This is a genomic window from Acidovorax carolinensis, assembly GCF_002157145.1.
Lineage (GTDB): Bacteria > Pseudomonadota > Gammaproteobacteria > Burkholderiales > Burkholderiaceae_C > Acidovorax > Acidovorax carolinensis.
In genome coordinates, this window is the sequence record NZ_CP021361.1 from 1020589 (window position 1) to 1041704 (window position 21116).

17 protein-coding genes and 4 pseudogenes are annotated in these 21116 nt (G+C 66.5%); 10 read left to right on the forward strand and 11 right to left on the reverse strand.

Annotation, left to right across the window (positions count from 1 at the left end; translation table 11 throughout):
- Positions 1 to 40: 40 nt before the first annotated feature.
- Positions 41 to 1162, forward strand: a complete 1122-nt coding sequence (locus CBP34_RS04765) for a sensor domain-containing diguanylate cyclase (protein WP_236748510.1) — start codon at positions 41 to 43, stop codon at positions 1160 to 1162.
- A 22-nt stretch (positions 1163 to 1184) separates the two neighbouring features.
- Here the strand turns inward: CBP34_RS04765 and CBP34_RS04770 are convergent, their stop codons facing one another.
- From CBP34_RS04770 to CBP34_RS04780, 3 genes are read right to left on the reverse strand one after another with little or no spacing between them, the layout of a single operon-like run.
- Positions 1185 to 1520 (reverse strand): YkgJ family cysteine cluster protein, encoded by a 336-nt coding sequence (locus CBP34_RS04770; protein ID WP_094097460.1) that lies wholly within the window; start codon positions 1518 to 1520, stop codon positions 1185 to 1187.
- Between the two features lie 7 nt (positions 1521 to 1527).
- Positions 1528 to 2448 (reverse strand): ornithine carbamoyltransferase, encoded by a 921-nt coding sequence (gene argF / locus CBP34_RS04775; protein ID WP_094097461.1) that lies wholly within the window; start codon positions 2446 to 2448, stop codon positions 1528 to 1530.
- Positions 2449 to 2470: 22 nt separating this feature from the next.
- Positions 2471 to 3667 carry an aspartate aminotransferase family protein gene (locus CBP34_RS04780; RefSeq protein ID WP_094097462.1) on the reverse strand — a complete coding sequence of 399 codons (1197 nt, stop codon included), beginning with the start codon at positions 3665 to 3667 and terminating at the stop codon, positions 2471 to 2473.
- Between the two features lie 230 nt (positions 3668 to 3897).
- On the opposite strand from CBP34_RS04780, the gene CBP34_RS04785 reads away from it, so the two are divergent.
- Positions 3898 to 4224, forward strand: a complete 327-nt coding sequence (locus tag CBP34_RS04785) for a DUF3579 domain-containing protein (protein ID WP_094097463.1) — start codon at positions 3898 to 3900, stop codon at positions 4222 to 4224.
- A 263-nt stretch (positions 4225 to 4487) separates the two neighbouring features.
- Here the strand turns inward: CBP34_RS04785 and rpsT are convergent, their stop codons facing one another.
- The gene (gene rpsT, locus CBP34_RS04790) at positions 4488 to 4787 is read right to left on the reverse strand and encodes a 30S ribosomal protein S20 (protein WP_086911630.1); all 300 of its coding nucleotides are present in this window, start codon (positions 4785 to 4787) and stop codon (positions 4488 to 4490) included.
- Between the two features lie 190 nt (positions 4788 to 4977).
- On the opposite strand from rpsT, the gene murJ reads away from it, so the two are divergent.
- Together murJ and CBP34_RS04800 are read left to right on the forward strand one after the other, a co-directional pair.
- Positions 4978 to 6543, forward strand: coding sequence for a murein biosynthesis integral membrane protein MurJ (murJ, locus tag CBP34_RS04795; protein ID WP_094097464.1), 1566 nt, complete (start codon positions 4978 to 4980; stop codon positions 6541 to 6543).
- A gap of 109 nt (positions 6544 to 6652) precedes the next feature.
- On the forward strand, positions 6653 to 7504 hold the full coding sequence (locus CBP34_RS04800; protein ID WP_086926817.1) for a SirB1 family protein: 852 nt from the start codon (positions 6653 to 6655) through the stop codon (positions 7502 to 7504).
- A gap of 69 nt (positions 7505 to 7573) precedes the next feature.
- On the opposite strand, the gene CBP34_RS04805 is transcribed toward CBP34_RS04800, so the two are convergent.
- From CBP34_RS04805 to CBP34_RS04820, 4 genes and pseudogenes are all read right to left on the reverse strand, one after another.
- A complete protein-coding gene (locus CBP34_RS04805) occupies positions 7574 to 7972 on the reverse strand; it encodes a universal stress protein (RefSeq protein ID WP_094097465.1) in 399 nt (132 codons plus the stop codon).
- 133 nt (positions 7973 to 8105) lie between these two features.
- Positions 8106 to 9092 (reverse strand): GlxA family transcriptional regulator, encoded by a 987-nt coding sequence (locus CBP34_RS04810; RefSeq protein ID WP_094097466.1) that lies wholly within the window; start codon positions 9090 to 9092, stop codon positions 8106 to 8108.
- 132 nt (positions 9093 to 9224) lie between these two features.
- Positions 9225 to 9850, reverse strand: a pseudogene (locus CBP34_RS04815) (DJ-1/PfpI family protein).
- On the reverse strand, positions 9847 to 10431 hold the full coding sequence (locus CBP34_RS04820) for a cysteine hydrolase family protein (protein ID WP_094097467.1): 585 nt from the start codon (positions 10429 to 10431) through the stop codon (positions 9847 to 9849). Before CBP34_RS04820 ends, CBP34_RS04815 begins: the two are co-directional and overlap by 4 nt.
- 309 nt (positions 10432 to 10740) lie before the next feature.
- Here CBP34_RS04820 and CBP34_RS04825 point away from each other — a divergent pair.
- A pseudogene (locus tag CBP34_RS04825) lies at positions 10741 to 11822 on the forward strand (extracellular catalytic domain type 1 short-chain-length polyhydroxyalkanoate depolymerase).
- 162 nt (positions 11823 to 11984) lie between these two features.
- Here the strand turns inward: CBP34_RS04825 and CBP34_RS04830 are convergent.
- The 3 genes and pseudogenes from CBP34_RS04830 to purM form a co-directional block, all read right to left on the reverse strand.
- The gene (locus CBP34_RS04830; protein WP_086911638.1) at positions 11985 to 13580 is read right to left on the reverse strand and encodes a methyl-accepting chemotaxis protein; all 1596 of its coding nucleotides are present in this window, start codon (positions 13578 to 13580) and stop codon (positions 11985 to 11987) included.
- A gap of 214 nt (positions 13581 to 13794) precedes the next feature.
- Positions 13795 to 14774: pseudogene (locus CBP34_RS04835) on the reverse strand (AI-2E family transporter).
- Between the two features lie 115 nt (positions 14775 to 14889).
- Positions 14890 to 15936, reverse strand: a complete 1047-nt coding sequence (gene purM, locus CBP34_RS04840; RefSeq protein ID WP_094097468.1) for a phosphoribosylformylglycinamidine cyclo-ligase — start codon at positions 15934 to 15936, stop codon at positions 14890 to 14892.
- Positions 15937 to 16111: 175 nt separating this feature from the next.
- On the opposite strand from purM, the gene hda reads away from it, so the two are divergent.
- From hda to CBP34_RS04865, 5 genes and pseudogenes are all read left to right on the forward strand, one after another.
- Positions 16112 to 16810 carry a DnaA regulatory inactivator Hda gene (hda, locus tag CBP34_RS04845; protein WP_086926823.1) on the forward strand — a complete coding sequence of 233 codons (699 nt, stop codon included), beginning with the start codon at positions 16112 to 16114 and terminating at the stop codon, positions 16808 to 16810.
- A 192-nt stretch (positions 16811 to 17002) separates the two neighbouring features.
- Positions 17003 to 17743, forward strand: coding sequence for a histidinol-phosphatase (locus tag CBP34_RS04850; protein ID WP_094097469.1), 741 nt, complete (start codon positions 17003 to 17005; stop codon positions 17741 to 17743).
- Between the two features lie 52 nt (positions 17744 to 17795).
- Positions 17796 to 19381 (forward strand): annotated as a pseudogene (gene pcnB, locus CBP34_RS04855) (polynucleotide adenylyltransferase PcnB).
- A 14-nt stretch (positions 19382 to 19395) separates the two neighbouring features.
- On the forward strand, positions 19396 to 19923 hold the full coding sequence (gene folK / locus CBP34_RS04860) for a 2-amino-4-hydroxy-6-hydroxymethyldihydropteridine diphosphokinase (RefSeq protein WP_094097470.1): 528 nt from the start codon (positions 19396 to 19398) through the stop codon (positions 19921 to 19923).
- Between the two features lie 157 nt (positions 19924 to 20080).
- On the forward strand, positions 20081 to 21103 hold the full coding sequence (locus CBP34_RS04865; RefSeq protein WP_094097471.1) for a glycosyltransferase family 2 protein: 1023 nt from the start codon (positions 20081 to 20083) through the stop codon (positions 21101 to 21103).
- Positions 21104 to 21116: the final 13 nt, after the last annotated feature.

Here is a 21116-nt window from a genome sequence, read left to right on the forward strand (position 1 = left end):
GACCGCCGTACCTGCCGCGACAACCCACTGGGTGGTCCGCATGAATCACCGCAATCGCAGCGCGTCCTGGCTGATCTTCGTTGCCGTGCTATCGCTTCACTTCCTGGAGCATGGTTATGGCCCCTGGACTTGGGGGCTCATGGTGCTGCAGTTTTTGGTGTATCCGCATGCCGTGTACCTGCGGGCCCGCCATGCCAGGGATCCGCTGGCAGCAGAAATCCAGAACATGCTGCTCGACAGCTTCTGTTTTGGCCTGTGGGCGGCGGCGCTGGGGTTTCCGCTCTGGATTGTTTACACCCTGGTCATTTGCGGCTGCATCAACATGACTGCTTTTCGGGCGCTCAAAGGGGTGCTGCAGGCATTGGCATGCGCAGCAGCGGGGGCGGTGCTGGTGGTGGCCGTGGACGGGTGGCGCTTTAGCCCCGACACCTCGCTGCGTGTCAGTGCCTTGAGCATGCTGTGCCTGTCGGTCTATCTGGTCCTGTTTGCCCGCGACGCCCATACCCGTACCGTGACGCTCAGCACGACGCGGGCCAGGCTGCGCCAGAGCGAAGCGGCGTTGCAGGGCCAGCTGCAGGCCGTCCAGTCCTTGCAGGCCCAGCTGACCGAGCAGGCCCACCGCGACCCCCTGACCGGTCTGTACAACCGCCGCTACCTGAATGCTGCGATGCAGTGGGAAATTGACGGTTGCGCACGCGAGGGCGCCACGCTGGCCCTGTTGCTGTTCGACCTGGACCACTTCAAGCAGATCAACGACCGCTTTGGCCACGCCGCCGGAGACGAGGTCCTGTGCCAGATCGCGGCCTTGCTGCAGCAGTCCATGCGACCGAGCGATATCTGTTGCCGTTATGGCGGAGAAGAGTTTTTGCTGCTGCTGCCCGGCATGGCGCTTCAAACCGCCGTTGAGCGGGCGCAAGCCTTGCGCCAGCAGGTGGCACAGCGGCGCTGGCTGGCCGAGGGGCAACCGGTGGATGTCACCCTGTCGGTGGGTGTGGCTTGCGCGCACGACGCCACCATAGCGCCGGCTGCGCTGATCGCCCTGGCAGACCGGGCGCTCTACCAGGCCAAGGCCGAGGGGCGCAACCGGGTGTGCGTGGTTGGGGCTACACCGGCGGCAGAGGCCGAGGGCGTTTCAACAACGCCCATGGTACCGGCCGCGTAGCGCCGGAGGGCTTGCCAAGCCGTCAGGCAAAAGGCGCTTCGACGGGATAAGGCGGCAGGCCGTGCCGCATGCGTGCGCGGTCGCAGGCTTCGCTGCCCGCCACAAACTCGCGGCAGGGCGATGGGCGCCACTCGTAGATGCCGCAGGCCGCCTGGGTGCCCACCGTGCCCGTGAGTGCCGCGCAGCGCGGAGGGCTGTGGTCGGTGCCGCGCATGCGGCAGTTGGCGCCGGTGACTTCCACCACCAGACCATCGGGCACGTCGCCCCCCATTTCCTGCGTTTCATGCACCGAAAAGTCCACGCGGAAACTCGCGCAGCAGGCGCAGCAGGCGCCGCAGGTGAGGCAGGGATGCGTCATACAGCTTTCATGCAACCCGGCCGAGCAAAAGGTACTCCATGAGTGCCTTTTGCACGTGCATCCTGTTTTCTGCCTCATCCCAGACCACGGACTGCGGCCCGTCGATCACATCGGCTTCCACCTCTTCGCCACGGTGCGCCGGCAGGCAGTGCATGAAGAGGGCGTCGGGCTTGGCGGCGGCCATCATTTCGGCGTCCACGCACCAGTCGGCAAAGGCCTTCTTGCGTTCTTCGTTCTCTGCTTCATAGCCCATGCTGGTCCACACGTCGGTGGTGACCAGGTCCGCGCCCCTGCAGGCTTCCAGCGGGTCGCTGAAAAATTGATAGCTACCAGCGCTTGTCCCGCCTGCACCAACGGCCAATTTCTCATCAATTTCGTAGCCACGGGGCGTGCTCACATGCACCTTGAAGCCCAGCAGTGCAGCCGCCTGCAGCCAGGTGTTGGCCATGTTGTTGCCATCGCCCACCCAAGCCACCGTTTTTCCCTGGATGGAGCCCCGGTGCTCGATGAAGGTGAAGATGTCGGCGAGGATCTGGCAGGGGTGGTACTCGTTGGTCAGGCCGTTGATGACGGGCACGCGCGAGTTGGCAGCAAAGTCCTCGATCTTTGTCTGCTCGTAGGTGCGGATCATCACCAGGTCGACCATGCGGCTGATGACCTTGGCGCTGTCTTCGATCGGCTCGGCGCGGCCCAGCTGGCTGTCGCCCGTGGTCAGGTGCACCACGCTGCCGCCCAGCTGGTACATGCCGGCCTCAAAGCTCACGCGCGTGCGCGTGCTGGCCTTCTCGAAGATCATGGCCAGGGTGCGGTCCACCAGCGGGTGGTGCTTTTCGTAGGCCTTGAACTTCTTCTTGATGAGCGCGGCGCGCTCGAACAGGTAGGCGTACTCGTCGGCGGTGAGGTCGTTGAACTGCAGGTAATGTTTCATGGCACTCTCGTTGCGGGCTGGCTTATTCCGCCAGCAGGGCTTTGACCAGAGGGGTGAGCGTGGCGACGATTTCGTCGGCCTCGGCGATGGTGAGAATCAGTGGCGGCACGATGCGGATCACGCTGTCTGCCGTGACGCTGATCAGCAATCCGGCTTCGGCCGCGCGGCCCACCAGCACGCCGCAGGGCTTGGCCAGCTCCACGCCCAGCATCAGGCCCTGGCCGCGCACTTCTTTCACGCCGGGCAGGCTGCCCAGTGCGTGTTGCAGTGCCGTCTTGAGGTGCAGGCCCACCGTGGTGGCGTTGTGCAGCAGTCCGTCTTCTTCCATGATGCGGATGGTTTCATTGCCCGCACGCATGGCCAGCGGGTTGCCGCCAAAGGTGGTGCCGTGGTTGCCCGGTTGCAGCACGTTGGCGGCCTTGGGGCCTGCCACCACGGCGCCAATCGGCACGCCCGAGCCCAGGCCCTTGGCCAGGGGCATCACATCGGGCACGATGCCGGCCCACTGGTGGGCAAACCACTTGCCGGTGCGGCCCATGCCGCACTGCACTTCGTCGATCATCATGAGCCAGTCGCGCTCGTCGCACAGCTTGCGCAGTTGCTGCAGGTATTCGACGCGCATGGGGTTGATGCCGCCTTCGCCCTGGATGGTTTCGAAGAACACGGCCACCACGTTGGGGTTGCCTTCGGTGGCCTTCTGGATCGCGTCGATGTCGTTGAGCGGCACGCGGATGAAGCCCTCCACTAGCGGGCCGAAGCCCATATTGATCTTGGGGTTGCCGGTGGCCGACATGGTGGCGATCGAGCGCCCGTGGAAGGCCTTTTCATACACCACGATCTCGGGCTTGGCGATGCCCTTGTCCACGCCGTATTTGCGCGCGATCTTGAGCGCGGCCTCGTTGGCCTCCAGGCCCGAGTTGCAGAAGAACACGTTGGTCATGCCCGAGCGCTCCACCAGCCGGGTGGCCAACTGCTCCTGCCCCGGCACATGGTAGTAGTTGGACGAATGCATGATCTTGCCGATCTGGTCCTGCAGCGCGGGCACCAGCTTGGCGTGGTTGTGGCCCAGCGTATTCACCGCAATGCCGCCCAGGGCATCGAGGTATTGCTTGCCGTTCACGTCCCACACGCGGCAACCCTGCCCATGTGACAGCGCAATCGGCACGCGGCCATAGGTGTTCATCACGTGGGGCGAGGCGGCCTCAATGAAAGCGGTCATGCAGTGGACTCCAGACGGTGGGGTGAAGGGCCGACCCGTGCTGGCCGCAACCCGAAAAAGCGAAGCACGATTCTAGGGCGAGCGCAGGCGCCCGAAGATGACGATTGCGCATCACTGCAATGCCTTGGCGAAAGCGCGGGCCGGCCAGCTCTTATATAAGAGTTAGAATGTGAGGCGCGGCGTAGCAAGCAGTGATCCTGCGGTATCCGCCCTCTACCTATCACACCCCGATGGTTTCCCCCACCTCCAAAGAAGTCTTCATCCAGGGCATCACCCACGCAGGGAAAACCTTTCGTCCCAGCGACTGGGCCGAGCGGCTCGCCGGGGTGATGAGCAGCTTTCGCCCTGGGGGGGCCAAGCCCGGCAGCCACCTGAGCTACTCGCCCTGGTGCATTCCGACCACGCTCAATGGCGTGAAATGCGTGGTGGTCAACAGCGACCTGCGCGACCACGAGCCCATGGCCTGGGATTTCGTCATCAACTTTGCGCGCGACAACGACCTGCAGGTCGCCGAAGCCTGTCTGCTGCCCGACCCGTCCCTGCCCGTGCAGCGCTAACTGCCGCCCGCTGCTGATAGAGCAGCTGGGGCTGCGCCCCAACATCCCATGAAGTGTCAAGGACAGAGCAGTGTCGGCTGTGCCGACCATGGTCTGTCCCCGAAGCAGCAGGGTGCCAGCAAACGCGCGCTGTGCCCGCTTGGGCTTTGCCCAACAAAAAACCGCCCGAAGGCGGTTTGTTGCTTTGCTGGCAGCGCACCCGTTACAAACGGCGAACGGTATGACCCGTCCGGGCTGTTTGCCTGCCGGGGCAGGCGGTGAATTTAGGCTGCGAGTGCCAGGGCTTTCACCTTGGCAGACAGACGGCTCTTGTCGCGAGCAGCCTTGTTCTTGTGGAAGATGCCCTTGTCGGCCACGGTGTCGACCACGGCCTGCATCTTGGCGAACAGTTCGCTCGCCTTGGTCTTGTCGCCAGCCAGAACAGCCTTTTCGACGTTCTTGACAGCGGTGCGGTATTTGGAACGCAGCGAGGTGTTCGCGGCGTTGATCTTGACGTCCTGACGGACGCGCTTGCGGCCCGACGCCAGGCGCGGGTTCTTTTTCTTGGGTTTAGCGGATGCCATTGATGTGTTTCCTTGTGTCTGAGGATGATGCCAGCGAAGCCGGCGATTATAGCCCAGCCCGCCGCACCTGCCCATCCCCTCCTTGACCCGACCCCTCGTGAGGTGGCGGAGGCGTAAGAGCACGTCACCGCGCATCTGTATCCGCTGTCAGCGTACGGGCAGTGCACGGGCAGCGAATACACTCCCTGCGGTGTCCCTGTTCAAAGCCGCTTCCACCGTCTCCCTGCTGACCCTGGCCTCTCGTGTGACGGGCCTGGCGCGCGACCTCCTGATGGCCTCGATGTTTGGTGCCAACGCGCTGACCGATGCCTTCAACGTTGCCTTCCGCATTCCCAACCTGTTCCGGCGCCTTTTTGCCGAGGGCGCTTTCAGCCAGGCGTTCGTGCCGGTGCTGGCGGCCTCCAAGGCCCAGCATGGCGAGGCCGCCACGCGCGTGCTGATTGCCAGCGTGGCCACCGCGCTGGCCTGGGTGTTGCTGCTCACCTGCGTGCTGGGGGTGCTGGGCGCGCCGCTTCTGGTGTGGCTGCTGGCCAGCGGCCTGCGCCAGAGCCCGACCAGCTTCGACGCCGCCGTGCTGATGACGCGCTGGATGTTTCCTTACATCGGCTTCATGTCGATGGTGGCGCTGTCGGCGGGCGTGCTCAACACCTGGAAGCGCTTTGCCGTTCCGGCGGCCACGCCGGTGCTGCTGAACCTGTGCATGATCGCCGCGGCCTGGCTGGGCGCGCCGCAACTGGCGGCCCGCGGCATCGAGCCCATTTACGCCATGGCCGGTGGCGTGATGCTGGGCGGTGTGCTGCAACTGGCGGTGCAGGTGCCCGTGCTGTATCGCCTGGGCCTGCTGCCGCGCATCGGCGTGACCTGGGGCGCCGTGCGCGCCGCCTGGGCCGAGCCCGGCGTGCGCCGCATCCTCACGCTGATGGCGCCCGCGCTGCTGGGGGTGGGCGTGGCGCAGATTTCGCTCATGATCAACACCCAGATCGCTTCATATCTGGCGCCGGGCAGTGTCACCTGGCTGTTTTACGCCGACCGGCTGATGGAGTTCCCCACCGCCTTGCTGGGCGTGGCCCTGGGCGTGGTGCTCACACCGCAGCTGGCTGCCGCCAAGGCGGCGGGCGACGCGCAGCGCTATTCGGCCATGCTCGACTGGGGCCTGCGCATCGTGGTGCTGCTGGCCGTGCCCTGCGCGGTGGCGCTGCTGACCTTTGCCACGCCCCTGGTGGCCACGCTGTTTCACCACGGCGCCCTGCTCGACAGCGATGTGGGGCAGATCGCCATCGCCCTCGCCGGGTACGGGGCCGGCCTGCTGGGGCTGGTGGCCATCAAGGTGCTGGCGCCCGGGTATTACGCCAGCCAGGACATCCGCACGCCCGTGAAGATCGCCATTGCGGTGCTGGTCATCACGCAGTTGCTCAACGTGGCCCTGGTGCCATTCATGGCCCATGCGGGGCTGGCGCTGTCGATCGGACTCGGCGCGCTGGTCAATGCGCTGTGGTTGCTGGTGGGGCTGCTGCGCCGCGGCAGTTACCGGCCGCAGCCCGGCTGGGCGCGCTTTGCCTTGCAGGTGGTGGCTGCCAGCGCCCTGCTGGCGGTGCTGCTGGTTTGGGCGGCGCAGTATTTCCCCTGGGTGCAGATGCGCGCGCACGCCGGCCAGCGGGCGGGCCTGCTGGCCCTGGTGCTGTGTGCTTCGGTGGCGCTGTATTTCGGCGCGCTGTGGGCCGCCGGACTCAAGTTGCGCCAGATGCTGCGGCGCTAAGAACGTGAATACGTTCTGAGGCCGCCGCGCCGCATGCGCGGCAATATGACCCTCCACCCTGCGCTTTGTGTGGCTTGACGCGACACGGCGCCCACCGTACAACCCCGTCATGTCTCTCAGCTATTCCGTTCCCACCGCACTGGAATACTTTGCCGCGCTGGTGCAGAGCGACGAGCATTTTCCGCTGCTCGAAGCCGCCGCCAGCCTGGCGCAGGACGAATACATCGACCTGGATGTGCAGCAGCTCTTGGGCGACGTGGACCAGCTGCTGGCGCGCCTGCAGCGCCGCATGCCCGCCGATGCGCCCGCGCTGCAGCGCCTGCGCACGCTCAACCAGTTCTTCTTCACCGACCTGGGTTTCGCCGGCAACGTCAACAATTACTACGACCCCGAAAACAGCTATCTCAATGCCGTGCTGCGCACGCGCCGCGGCATCCCGATATCGCTTGCCGTGCTGTGGATGGAGCTGGCCCAGGGCCTGGGGCTGCAGGCGCGCGGCATTGCGTTCCCCGGGCATTTCATGGTCAAGGTGCTGCTGCCCAAGGGGCAGGTGGTGATGGACCCGGTGTCGGGGCAATCCCTCAGCCGGGAGGATCTTTCCGAGCGGCTGGAGCCATACAAGCGCCAGAGCGGTCTGGTGGATGACTACGACGTGCCGCTGGGCCTGTACCTGCAGGCGGCCACGCCGCGCGACATCATTGCGCGCATGTTGCGCAATCTCAAGGAGGTGCACCGCACGCAGGAAGACTGGCAGCGCCTGATCTCCGTGCAGGACCGCCTGATCGTGCTGCTGCCCCAGGCCTGGAGCGAATGGCGCGATCGCGGGCTGGCCCATGCCGAGCGCGGCAACGTGGCCCAGGCGGTGGCCGATCTGCAGACCTATCTGGCGCATGTGGAAGATGGGCTGGATGTGGCTGCCATCGCCGAACGGATCAGCACCCTGCGCAGCGCCGGCAGCTGAATGCACGTCTGAAATGCAAAAAGCGCTTGCCAGGCAAGCGCTTCATGCTATTGATTAAGTAGCAAACTGTCAGGCGCCCGCAGCCTTGACGCACAGGACGGGGCACGACACCGTCATCAGCAGTTCCTGGGCCACGCTGCCCAGAATCAGCTTGCCCACGGCGGTGCGCCTGCGCAGGCCGATCACGAGGACCGAGATGTCACGCGACTCCACCAGGTCGTTGATTTCATCCACGGCGCTCTTGCCGCGCACGAACTGCTTGAACTCGGCGGTAATGCCTTGCGCGGCCAGCAACTCTTCCACCCGCTCCACCTCGTAGCCGGCGGCCAGCGAGGTGTCGTCCTGCTGGCCACCGGGGCCGGCGTTCACCACCATCAGGGGTTCCTGGCGGCGCTTGGCGATTTCGATGCCCTTGTCCAGTGCGGCCCGGCCCTCGGGGCGGGGTACGTATGCGACGAGGATGGTCATGTCTTGTGTCTCCTGGGTATTTTTGGGATGGCGGCTCGCCCAAGGCTTGGGGCGGCCGTGCGTGACCGGGTGCAGTCTGCGCCCGCAAATGGTAACGCCTGGCGCAGGGGTTTGGGCGGTGCTGCTTTGGCGCTCAACGCGACCGGTTGCCTCCCTCCGAGGGTGTTCCCTGCTGCCCGAAATGGTGCCAGGCCCGGCGCAACTGCGTATCTGAACTGAAACCCGCCAGCGCCGCCGCCTGGGTGACGTTGTGCCCGGCCCGCAGCGCCGCCTCGGCAGCGGCCAGGCGGATGCGGCGCAGGTACTGCAGCGGGGCGATGCCCGCATGTTCCAGAAACAGCCGCGTCAGATGCCGGGGCGAGGTGTGCGCCACCTGCGCCATGGCCGGCACGTTCCAGGCGGCTTGCGGCTGCTGGCCCACGGCATCCTGTACGCGGTGCAAGGCGGCGTGCAGGTGGTTGCGGTGGAGCAGGAAGGGCGAGCGTTCGGGGTCGTGGGGGCCGCGCCGCAGCGCCACCACCATGGTTTGCGCCACCTGGGCTGCCACGGCGGGGCTGCAGGTGTCGGCAATGCGCTGCAGCATCAGGTCGATGCCCGTGGTCACGCCCGCGCTGGTGTGCAGCGGGCCGTCGGCCACGAAAACGCGGTTGCTCACCACATCGCAGCGGGGCTCCACGGCGGTCAGTTCATCCAGGTGCTGGTGGTGCGTGGTGGCACGCCGGCCCGCCAGCAGCCCGGCGTGCGCCGCCAGCACGGCGCCAGCGCACACGGTGACCAGCTCCAGCCGCCCACTGGCCAGCCGCAGGCCGCGCAGCCAGTGCAGCAGGGCGCGTGCGTCGTCGTGGTCCACATCAATGCGCTGCCCTGGCAGCCCCACCAGCACCACCCAGGCGGGGGTGGGCAATGTGGCGGGCAAGGGCGCCAGCCCCGTCAGCACCACGCCCACCGAGGTGGCCGATTGCGGGCTGGGGCTGACAAAGTGCAGCGCAAAGCGTGCGGGCTGGCCCTGCGCCAGCAGCACCTGGTTGGCGATGCGCAAGGCCTCGGCCGGGCCCGCCCAGTCCAGCACGAGGCTGTCGGGCAGCAGGGCAAAACAGACGTGAATGGGCAGGTCAGGCACTCATGGCTCCTTGCTTTGCACGCCATCGCACCATTCGACTCGGCCCAGACCCGTGCCACCGTGAAATGGGCTCCGCCGGGCCACGGGAGGCGTCGCTCTCCGGGAGAAGTCGCGCAGCGGCACAAGGGGGCTTCAAGGTCGTGGGTTCCATGGCGTGTCCATCTGGCGGGCGGTGCGTTCGGCCAGCGGCAGTCCGGCCAGGCGCGCGACCAGGTGCAGGCACATGTCGATGCCGGCGCTGATGCCCGCCGAAGTAACCCTTGCGCCCTGGTCCACCCAGCGCACTTTCTCCTGCACCGTGAGGTGCGGAAACCGCGCGCGCAGATCGGCAAGATCCTCCCAGTGCGTGGTGACGGGCCCCTGCGTCAGCACGCCGGCTGCCGCCAGGATGAAGGCGCCGGTGCACACCGACGCGCTGATCTGCGCCCCCGCGCCGCGCCCGCCACCCAGGCCCGTGTGGCGGGGCAGGCTGCGGCGGCATCCACCACACCGCCCGGCACGATGAGCACATCCGGGGCCGATGCGGTGGCAAAGTCGGCATCGGGCAGCACCTGCAGGCCCGCCCGGGCGCGCACCGGCTGCAAGGTGCGTGCCACGCACTGCACGGCAAACAGGGCCGGGCTGCCCGGCTGCAGGCGCTGTTGCATGCGGGTGGCCGTGGTGAAAACCTCGTAGGGGCCGCCCAGGTCCAGCAATTCCACCTCGTCAAACACCAGAATCGCCACCTGCAGCGGGCCGGAGCGGGGGGCGGCGGTCATGCGGCAGCGCCTGTGGCGGCTTCGCTGGCGCAACGGGCCAGTGCCTCATCCACCGTGCACAGGGTGGCAAACCGCCCTTGCAGCACCGTGGCGGTGCGGGCCTTGATGTCGGTTGCGGCCAGGGGCTGGCCATCGGGCTGCACCATGTCCCAGGTGTGGGTGGCGTCGGTTACAAAGTCCACCTGCCAGCCCAGGTCGAATGCGTGGCGCGAGGTGGTTTCGCAGCATTGTTCGGTGCGGATGCCGCTCACGATAAGGCGGCCGATACCCTGCTGCGTGAGCCACACCTCCAGCCCCGTGCCCACCAGAGCGCTGTGGCGCGACTTGGTGAAGGTGGCGGCGGCGTCAAACCCTGCCAGCCCGGCCAGCGGGCGCACCTGGCCGGATTCGGCGGAAAAGGGATTGGCCGGCACGGCCGGGCCCTCGCGGTGGAGCACGCGCACCACGGGCACACCTCCGGCCACGCAGCCCGCAATCAGTGCGTTCTGCGCCGCCAGATAGGCGGGCAGGCCCTGCTCGGTGAAAAACGGGCGGTGGCGGAAGGATTCTTGTGCATCAATCACTATCAGACATGATTTCATAAAAATGCTTTCTCAATGAAATAGAGATAGCGCTTATCGTGACTTCGATACAGGCGGTCGTCCAATCCGCAGCAGCCATATATCGATCAATTCAGGCCATTTTTAGTTAGTAGGGTGCAAGGAGTGCCCAAAACCGTGCAGACAAAGGCGCCGGAGCACGATGGCTGGGTGTTTGATTTCAACGCCCGACAGGCGTTGAACGTAGGTGCCTCCGCCACCGGTTGCTACTGAATCAGGAGTGAATGACGCGTTGGCCCGTAAGCTGCTATCGTGAGCAGGGTTTTCCCTGATGAATGGCACCCCGTACCCATGTCCCGCCGCTCACCCCTGTTCTCCCTGTCCGCGCTGACGCGCGCCTATCGGCGCAACCTCAAAGCCTTTGCGCGCGCCACCAAGCCCGTGCGGGCTGCTGCCACCAAGCCGGTGCGTGCCAAGGCAGTAGCGGTTTCCCGCGCGCGGCCCCAAGCGGCGCCCGTCGCGCGCACGCCGCGCAAGCCGCTGCCGGCCAGCGGCGAGTGGATTGCCGGCATTGCCCCGGCCCCGCAGGCGCGCGGCGCTTTCACCTGTATGTTCCGCCGGGACTCGCGTTGCGGTCGGGCGAAAAGCTGCCCCTGTTGGTGATGCTGCACGGCTGCGGCCAGACGGGGCGCGAACTGGCCGCCAGTTCGCGCATGAACCGCCTGGCGGTGCGCCATCGCTTTCTGGTGCTCTATCCCGAGCAGGAGCGCCTGGCCAACGCCCATGGTTGCTGGAACTGGTTTGATCGCCGCAGCGGCAAGGCCGATGCCGAAGCCGCCACCCTGCTGGCCGCGATCGACCTCGTGGCCCGGCGCCACCCGGTGGACATGGCCCGCGTGGCCGTGGCGGGCCTGTCGGCCGGGGCCAGCATGGCGGCGCTGCTGGCGGCGCGCTACCCTGAGCGGTTCTGTGCCGTGGCCATGCATTCGGGCGTGGCACCCGGCTCGGCCGAATCCGCCGCCACCGCCATGGCCGCCATGCACGGGCGGCGGGAAGGGCACCTTCCCGACCCGCCGCAGGCGCTGGCGGCCAATGGGGCGGTTCCTGCGCCACTGCCCCCCTTGCTGATCCTGCATGGCGACGCGGACCATGTGGTCTCGGTGCGCAACGCGGCCGCGACGGCCGAGTTGTGGGCCCAGGCCCTGGGAGCGCGCGCCGGCCCGATGCGCACCTTGCAGCGCGGCAGACGCCATGCGGTGCGGGTGACCGAATACAAGGCGCGCGGCCGCATCCAGGTCACGCTGCGCGAAATCGTGGGCTTGGGCCATGCCTGGAGCGGCGGCGCGCCCGGCCTGCATTACAGCGACCCGGCGGGGCCCGATGCGTCAGCCCAGGTCTGGGCATTTGTGGCGCGGCAGTTCAAGAAAGTCTGAGACAAAATGGCCGCTGATGCTTATAAATTAAGCGCGAGGTGCTATCATTTTTGGTGCGCGGTGCCCGCAGCCGGCCTAGGGCCCGTTGCCCCGGAAAAGCCGGCGGCGACCCCTCCCGCATCGCTCGCCAAGGACTGGCGGGCGACCCAGGGCACCAGGCGCTCAGGCCAGTCGCAGCGGTGCAGCGCCGGCCGAACGAGCGGCGTGTGCCTTGTGCGAGGCGTCCAGTTGGAAGGTGGCCACCACCTGCGTCAGGTCGTGCGCCTGCTGCTGCAAGGCAGCGGCGGCCGCTGCGGCCTCTTCGACCAGCGCGGCGTTCTGTTGCGTGCCCTGGTCCATCTGCGACACCGCCTGGTTGATCTGCTCGATGCCACCGGTCTGTTCGCGGCTGGCCTGGCTGATTTCTTCGATCATGGTCGACACCCGCAGCACGCTGTCCACCACCGCCTGCATGGTGGTGCCGGCCTCCTGGGCCAGTTGCGTGCCGGCCTTGACCTGTTCGGCGGAATTGCCGATCAGGGCCTTGATTTCCTTGGCGGCCTCGGACGAGCGCTGCGCCAGGCTGCGCACCTCGGTGGCCACCACGGCAAAGCCCCGGCCCTGCTCGCCGGCGCGCGCCGCTTCCACGGCGGCATTGAGCGCCAGGATGTTGGTCTGAAAGGCAATGCCTTCGATCACCCCCGTGATGTCGGCCACCTTGCGCGACGACGCTTCGATGGAGCCCATGGTCTGTACCACTTTTTCGACCACCGTTCCGCCCTGGCGGGCCACGTCGGAGGCCGACTGCGCCAGCATGCTGGCCTGGTGCGCGTTGTCGGCGTTCTGCTTGACATTGGAGGTCATTTCCTCCATCGAGGCGGCCGTCTGCTCCAGTGCGCTGGCCTGGGACTCGGTGCGGCTGGACAGGTCGTGGTTGCCGGCCGCGATCTGCTGCGACGCGCTGGCGATGTGCTCGGTGCCGCTGCGCACCCGCTGCACGATGCGGTGCAGGCTGTCACGCATGGCCTGGATGTCCAGCATCAGGCTGGACTGGTCGCCGGGCCGGGTGGTCACCGCTACCGCCAGGTCGCCCTGGGCGATGCTGCGCGCAATGCTGCGCGCATAGTCGGGCTCGCCGCCCAGCTGCCGCAGCAGGTTGCGCGAGACCAGGGTGCCCAGCACCAGCAGCGCCACGCCCAGCACCAGTGCCACCGCGCCAAAGCCCAGGGCGCGTTGCCAGATTGCGGTGTTGACGGTGTCGATATATACGCCCGAGCCAATCACCCAGCCCCATGGCTCGAAGCCCTTGACGTAGGAGGTTTTCTCCACCGGTGTGTCACTGCCGGCCTTGGGCCACATGTAGGGCACGAAACCGGCACCGTGGGCCTTCACGGTGCGCACGAATTCCATGAACAGCGGCAGACCGTTGGGGTCCTTGTTGCCGCTGAGGTCCTGCCCGTTCAGTTCAGGCCGGACGGGGTGCATCACCATGCGGGGATGCATGTCGTTGATCCAGATGTATTCATTGCCGCTGTAGCGCAGGGCCTGGATGGCCGCCGCCGCCCGTTGCCGGGCTTCTTCGTCGGGCATGGCGCCCTTGCTGCTCAGTGCCTGGAAATGCACTGCAATGCCATGCGCCACCTCGACCACCTGCCGCACCCCGGTTTGTCGTTCTTCAAGGATCAGCTTGCGTTCGGAAACCAGGAACCAGGCCGTCATCACCACCATGCCAAAGAGGGCGCACAGCACCAGGAGGGCCAGTTTTCTTGCGATAGTCATAGGGAACGCTTGACCTGAAAGGAGAGATAAAAAATCCAAGCCCTCTTGCAAAAGGCTGCAGATCGTGTTTGTTACACGCTGATTCTAATCTTTGACGTTTGAAACACCCTGCGGAGATGCCTAGCCGCTCTGCCGTTGCACCCTGGTGTTGCACGAGCGTGACAGATGCAGGACGGGCGCACGCAAGCCGCCCCCCGGATGCGGCGGCCCGGGGCTACACCAGCCGCGCGGCCACCAGTTCTTTCTTGAGGTAGGCGTAAAAGAGCGGCGCTGCCACCAGCCCGGCCGGGCCAAAAACGGCCTCGGCCACGAACATCACGCTGAGCAGTTCCCACACGCCCATCTGCGTGCGACTGCCCACCACCTTGGCATTGATCACGTATTCGGCCTTGTGGATCAGGATCAGGAACCCCAGGCAGGCGGCCGCTGCCATGGGCGACACCGACAGCCCCACGATGGTGATGACCACGTTGCACAGCAGGTTACCCACGATGGGCACCAGCCCGGCCACGAAGGTGAAGGTGATGAGTACCGGCGTGTAGGGCAATTGCAGGCCCCAGTAGGGCAGCACGAACAGCAGGAACAGGGCCGTGAGCAGGGTGTTGAAGGCCGCAATCCAGAACTGCGCCGCAACAATTTGTCGAAAGGCCTCGCCGAACCGGCTGATGCGCTGCGCCAGTTGCTGCGCCAGGGGCCGCGCGCCAGTCCGGGCGGGCGCACGGCGGCCAGCGCCCCGATCAGCAGGCCGACATAGGCAAACAGCAGGCCCGCCAGCCAGGCACGCCCCGCCATGGCCAGCGCGCCGGCCTTGGCGCCCAGGTAGCTGGCGATGGCGCGCTGGATTTCGGCGGCACCCTCGGGCAGGTGCACTGCCATGTCGGCGGGGAGCTTCAGGCGCAGCTCCAGCACCGTGCGCGCCATGTAGTCCAGCAGTTCGCGGTATTGCTGCGGCAGTTCGACCACATAGCTGCGCGACTGCGTCAGGCCCACCGCCAACAGCACCAGCGGGCTGAGCATGACCAGCGCGGCAGCGGCCACCTGGGCGCTGCGCGGCGCCACGCCGGCATGCGACGGCGGGCGCCGCAGCAGGGCAAACCAGCTGCTGAAGGCCCGCGTCAGCAGGAAGCCCAGACACACGCACAGCAGGCCGGGCAGCAGGCCGCGCCACATGATCAGCAGCAGGGCTGCGGCCATCAGCAGGTAGCTGGCGGTCTCGATGCTGCGCGCTGTCGTGCGGGGGGAGGGTGCCGCCAGGGCGATGGCTGTGGTGTCGGAACGGGAACGCGCTGCCATCGGAGGCTGTGGGGTGTCAGCGCACGACCACGGCGGCGCCATCACCACGCGGTGCGATGGTGCCAATCGTGTAGACCTGCTCACCGGCTGCGCGCAGCGTGGCGGCCGTGGCCTCGGCATGGGCCGCATCCACCACCACCACCATGCCGATGCCGTTGTTGAAGGTGCGGTTCATCTCGATGTCGTCGATGCCCGCCGTTTTCTGCAGCCAGGCGAACAGCTCGGTCTGGGGCCAGCTGCCTTTTTGCAGATGGGCGGCCGTGCCGTCGGGCAGCACGCGGGGGATGTTCTCCAGCAGGCCACCACCGGTGATGTGGGCCAGGGCTTTAATGGGGTGTGCGGCCAGCGCCGCCAGCACGTTCTTCACGTACAGGCGCGTGGGTTCCATCAGGGCTTGCTTGAAGGGCTTGCCATCCAGCGTGGCAGGGGCGGCATCGCCTGCACGCTCGATGCACTTGCGCACCAGCGAGAAGCCGTTGGAGTGCACCCCGCTCGAAGCGAGGCCCAGCACCACGTCGCCGGGCTGCACGTCCTTGCCCGTGAGGATCTTGGACTTTTCGACCGCACCCACGGCAAAGCCGGCCAGGTCGTATTCGCCAGGGGGGTACATGCCGGGCATTTCGGCGGTTTCGCCGCCGATCAGCGCGCAGCCACTGAGCTCGCAGCCCTTGGCAATGCCGCCCACCACGGCAGCGGCCGTGTCCACGTCGAGCTTGCCGCAGGCGAAATAGTCGAGAAAGAACAGCGGCTCGGCGCCCTGCACCAGCACGTCGTTCACGCTCATGGCCACCAGGTCGATGCCCACGGTGTCGTGCATGTTCCATTCAAACGCCAGCCGGAGCTTCGTGCCCACGCCGTCGGTGCCGCTGACCAGCACGGGCTCCTTGTAGCGCTTGGGCACCTCGAACAGCGCGCCGAAGCCGCCAATGCCTGCCAGAACGCCCTCGCGCATGGTCTTTTTGGCCAGCGGCTTGATGCGCTCGACCAAGGCGTCGCCCGCGTCAATGTCAACGCCGGCGTCTTTGTAGGACAGGGGGGTGGGAGTGGATGCAGAGGAGCTCATGGCAGGGATGGCACGGACCAGCGTGCGCGGCAGACTAAAATTTGCGCAGATTTTACGGGTTGCGCACCGCGCACCCTCCGTTCACCCTTACTTCCCGCCCCGTTTTGCCATTCAAGCCCATGCTGTTTCCTGTCTTTCATCCCTGCGCCGGCCGTTGTGCCTGCGGGCTGCAGCCATGAAGCAACTGGCCCTGGACATTGGCCTGGCGACGGGGCCCACGCTGGAGCGTTTCTTTGCCGGCCCCAACGAGGCCGCGCTGCAGCACCTGCGGCTGTGGGTGGGCGAGGGCAGCCAGCCCGGCACCCGTTCGCCGGTGCCTACCTACCTGTGGGGCGAGGCGGGTAGTGGCAAGAGCCATCTGCTCAAGGCGGTGCACCAGGCCTTGAGCGAGCAGGGAGCCAGCGTGGGCTGGCTCGATGCCTCGGTGGCCATGCCCGCTGAGTTTGACGAGCGCTGGGCGGCCGTGATCCTGGACGATGTGCACCTGTACAGCACCGCCCAGCAGGCCATGGCCTTCAACTGGTTTGTGAATGCCATCAGCCCCGCCAACGGTGCGCCGCGCTGGGTGCTGGCGGCCGGCAACCTGCCGCCGGCAGACCTGCCGCTGCGCGACGACCTGCGCAGCCGCCTGGGCTGGGGCCATGTGTTCCAGCTGCAGTTGCTCGACGAAACCGCCCGCCGCGCGGTGCTGCGCCAGGAGGCCGATGCCCGGGGCGTTTTTCTGGGCGACGAGGTGATGGACTTCATGCTCAACCGTTTCTCGCGCGACCTGGGCAGCCTCATGCAACTGCTCGATCAGCTCGATGCCTATGCGCTGCGCACCCAGCGCGCCATCACCATTCCGCTGCTCAAGGCCATGCTGGAGTCTGAGTGAAGAGCAACCCCCTGTGTCGCCTTCGTCGCCTTCCCCCCTCTATTGAATCGCTGCGCGATTCGGAGAGGGGAAGCTCCCGGCGCACGCAAGCGAAGCGCCGCATACGCGGCTTGGCTGCCCTTGCGCGGCGGCCTCGGCCTGGTCCGCGCCAATTGCTGCTGCAGGTAGGGTCTATCGCATGCCAAAGAATCAATGACTGATACCCAGACAAATCGCCCCCGGCTCACGCTGTTCGACCTCGACCACACGCTGCTGCCCATTGACTCCGACTACGAGTGGGGCGAGTTCACGATCCGCATCGGCTGGAACGACCCGGTCGAATTTGCGCGGCGCAATGACGAGTTCTATGCGCACTACCAGGCCGGCACGCTGGATGTGCATGACTATGTGCGTTTTGCCACCGAGGCCGTGCGCCAGCGCGGGCCCGAGGCTGCCGCTGCCGCCCATGCGCAATTCATGCGCGAAGTGATCGAACCGGCCATCCACCCGCAGGCGCGCGATTTGCTGCGCCAGCACCAGCAGGCCGGCGATGATGTGCTCATCATTACCGCCACCAACGAATTCGTGACCCGGCCCATTGCGAAGGCCCTGGGGGTGCAGCAGCTGCTGGCCATGCAGCTGGCCCGCGACGCGCAGGGCTGGTACACCGGCGAAATCGACGGCATTCCCACCATGCGCGAAGGCAAGGTGCGGCGCATGGAACAATGGCTGGCCGAGCGGCGGCTTTCCTGGGCGGATGTGGAGAGCACGTTCTACAGCGATTCCATGAACGATGTGCCGCTGCTGGAAAAAGTCAACCACCCCGTTGCCACCAACCCCGACGCCCGGCTGAGGGTGCTGGCTCAAGAGCGTGGCTGGCGCATACTGGATCTGTTTCCGACCGGCACAAACCAGAATGCGCAGCCTGCTCCAGTGCAGGATGCCGCACCCTGAAACCGCACCGTGACCGCATGTTTGCGCCGCTCCATCTGTTTACTGCATACCCATGATCAAGAAGTTCATCGACAAACTGCTCGGCAAATCCACGCCCGGCACCTCGCGCGGCAAGCCGCATTTTGGCAAGCGTGAAGAGGTGCCCGCCTCGGTGCATGGCATCAATCCCGAGCTGGTGGACCGCCGCGCCGCCGATGTGGTGGCCACGCTCAAGCAGGCAGGTTTTGAGGCCTATATCGTGGGTGGCGCTGTGCGCGACCTGCTGCTGGGTTTGCGTCCCAAGGACTTTGACGTGGCCACCAACGCCACGCCCGAGCAGGTCAAGGGCCTGTTTCGCCGCGCCTTCATCATCGGCAAGCGCTTTCGCATCGTGCATGTGGTGCATGGACGGGGACGCGAGCACGAGGTGATCGAGGTATCCACCTTCCGCGCCTACCTCGACAACGCCGCCGCCGGCCAGGTGGCGGGCAACGAAAAGACCAGCAAGGCCCAGCTGTCGGGCATGCAGCATGCCGTGGATGCCAGTGGCCGCGTGCTGCGCGACAACGTATGGGGCCCGCAGGACGAAGACGCCACGCGCCGCGACTTCACGGTCAATGCCATGTATTACGACCCGGTCAGCCAGATCGTGGTGGACTACCACAAGGGCCTGCAGGACGCCAAGAAAAAGACGCTGCGCATGATCGGCGACCCCGCCACGCGCTACCGCGAAGACCCGGTGCGCATCATCCGCGCCGTGCGTTTTGCCGCCAAGCTCGGCGCGCTGGGCTTCAGCATCGAACCCAAGACCGCTGCGCCCCTGGTGCAGTCGCAGGCCTTGCTGGCCGAGGTCCCGCAAAGCCGCATGTTCGATGAAATGCTCAAGCTGCTGCAAACGGGGCATGCCATTGCCACCATCGAGCAGCTCAAGAAGCTGGGCATGGCCACGGGCATCTACCCGCTGCTGGACGTGGTGGTGGAACGGGCCGGCACGCCCTTCGTGAATGCCGCCCTCACCGACACCGACCGCCGCGTTGGCGAAGGCAAGCCCGTGGCCCCAGCTTCCTGCTGGCCTGCGTGCTGTGGGAAGATGTGCACAAGGGCTGGATGGAGCGCCAGAACCAGCGCCAGCACCCGCTGCCCGCGCTGCAGGACGCGATTGATGACGTGTTCGACAAGCGCATCGGCGACGTGTCGGGCCGCGGCAAGCTGGCCGCCGACATGCGCGAAATCTGGGTGATGCAGCCGCGCTTTGAAAAGCGCGTGGGCAGCGGCCCCTTCGGCATGGTCGACCAGCTGCGTTTTCGTGCCGGATTCGACTTCTTGCGCTTGCGCGCTGACGTGGGCGAAGTGGAAGAAGCCCTGGCCGAATGGTGGCAGGACTTCCAGAGCGCCAGCGATGACCGCCGCGACGACCTCATGGACCAGGCCCGCGAAGAGCAGAAGGCGCGCCAGAAGGCCCAGCCCGTGGTCAAGCGCGTGCCGCGCGCGGCTCCCGCTGCAGGGGCTCCCCGTGACGCAGCGGCCGGCAAGGCAGCGATGCACGACGACGCTGCTGCGCCGCTGGCTGATGGAGAGGCGCCCAAGAAGCGCCGCCGCCGTCGCAAGCCCGGTGGCGGCAGCAGCGAAGGCGCTGCCTCCGCAGCCGCCGGCGAATAAACGGAGATTTTGCGATGCAGGGTGCGATCGCACCTGTGGCCCCCGTGGCCCCTGGGGCCGTGTCTGCCTGGATCGGCCTGGGTGCCAGCCTGGGTGACCGGCTGGCCACCTTGCGCACCGCGCTGTCGGCCATTGGCGCCTTGCCGGGCACGCGCGTGCAGCGCGTTTCATCCCTGTATGGCAGCGCGCCGGTGGATGCAGGCGGGCCCGACTACCTGAACGCCGTGGTGCAGTTGTGCACCACCCTGGCGCCGCACGCCTTGCTGGCGCAACTGCAGGCGATCGAGTTGGCGGGCGGGCGCGAGCGGCCCTACCGCAACGCCCCGCGCACGCTGGACCTGGACATCCTGCTGTATGGCGACCAGGTGATCGACACCCCCACCCTCACGGTGCCGCACCCGCGGCTGCATGAGCGCGCGTTTGTGCTCTATCCCCTGGCCGAGCTGGCGCCCGAGCTGGTGCCTGCGCAGCAGTTGGCGGCCGTGGCGGTGCAGCGCATCGAACGTATCGCCGAACCCGTCTGGGCCGATGGCGTAGCGTAGTTCGAGGTGGGTGCGGCGCTGCAGGGGTGGCGTTCGCTGGGCTATGGGTCTATTTTTCCGCTTGGGGCCGTGGCCTTAAGGCGAGGTTAAGTGGTAGCACTGCAAACTTGCGCGTCGCCTCCTTTCCAGGGGCCGGGAATGTTTTGTGAATCACCTGATGCTTGCCCGGGAATCGATTGCGTCGCTGGGCATTTCTGCCGCGGCCAAGACCACTGGCATAGAGGCGGTGCCGCGCGCGTTGGAGTCGATCTCCTGCGTCGTGCCTTGTTACAACGAGTCTGAGAACCTTGAGCGCCTGCTGCCGCAACTGAGCGCAGCGCTGGCGCTGCTCGCGCCGCAATGGGAAATCGTGCTGGTGGACGACGGCAGCACCGACGCTACCGGTGCGCACCTGGCCCAGTGGACCCGTCAGCCGGGCGTGCGCGCACTGCAGTTGTCGCGCAATTTCGGCAAGGAGGCTGCACTCACCGCCGGCCTGCAGGCGGCGGCGGGTCAAGTCGTGGTGATGATGGATGCCGACCTGCAGCATTCGCCTGCCATGCTCGATTCCTTCGTTCGGCATTGGCGCGCAGGTGCCGATGTGGTGTATGCCATGCGCACGCACCGTGAAGCTGAAAGCGGATTCAAGCGCCTGGGGGTGCGCTGGTTCTACGGCCTCATCAACGGGGCCGACCGCTTCGAGGTGCCGCCCGGCGCTGGCGATTTCCGGCTCATGGACCGCAAGGTGGTCACGGCGCTGCTCGCGTTGCCCGAGCGCAACCGGTTCATGAAGGGGCTGTACGCCTGGGTGGGTTTCGAGGCGGTGGCCGTGCCCTATGTGCCAGATGAGCGTGCCCACGGCCAGAGCCATTTCAGCCCGCTGCGCATGATTGCCCTGGCGCTGGATGGGCTTACGGCCTTTACGGTCTGGCCGCTGCGCGCAGTGGTTGCGCTGGGCTTTGCGCTGGCGCTGCTGGCGTTCGGCTACGGGACTTACCTTGTCGTGGACTATCTGATGTACGGCCATGACGTGAATGGCTGGACCACCATCGTCGTAAGCCTGATGTTTTTCGCGGGCGTTCAGCTGGTGTCGCTGGGCGTAGTGGGTGAATACGTCGGCCGAATCTACGGAGAGGTCAAGCAGCGGCCGCTGTATGTGGTCAAGCGCGAACTCGGTCGAGGCCTGCAGGAGGACGCATGACCGAGCAGACCCC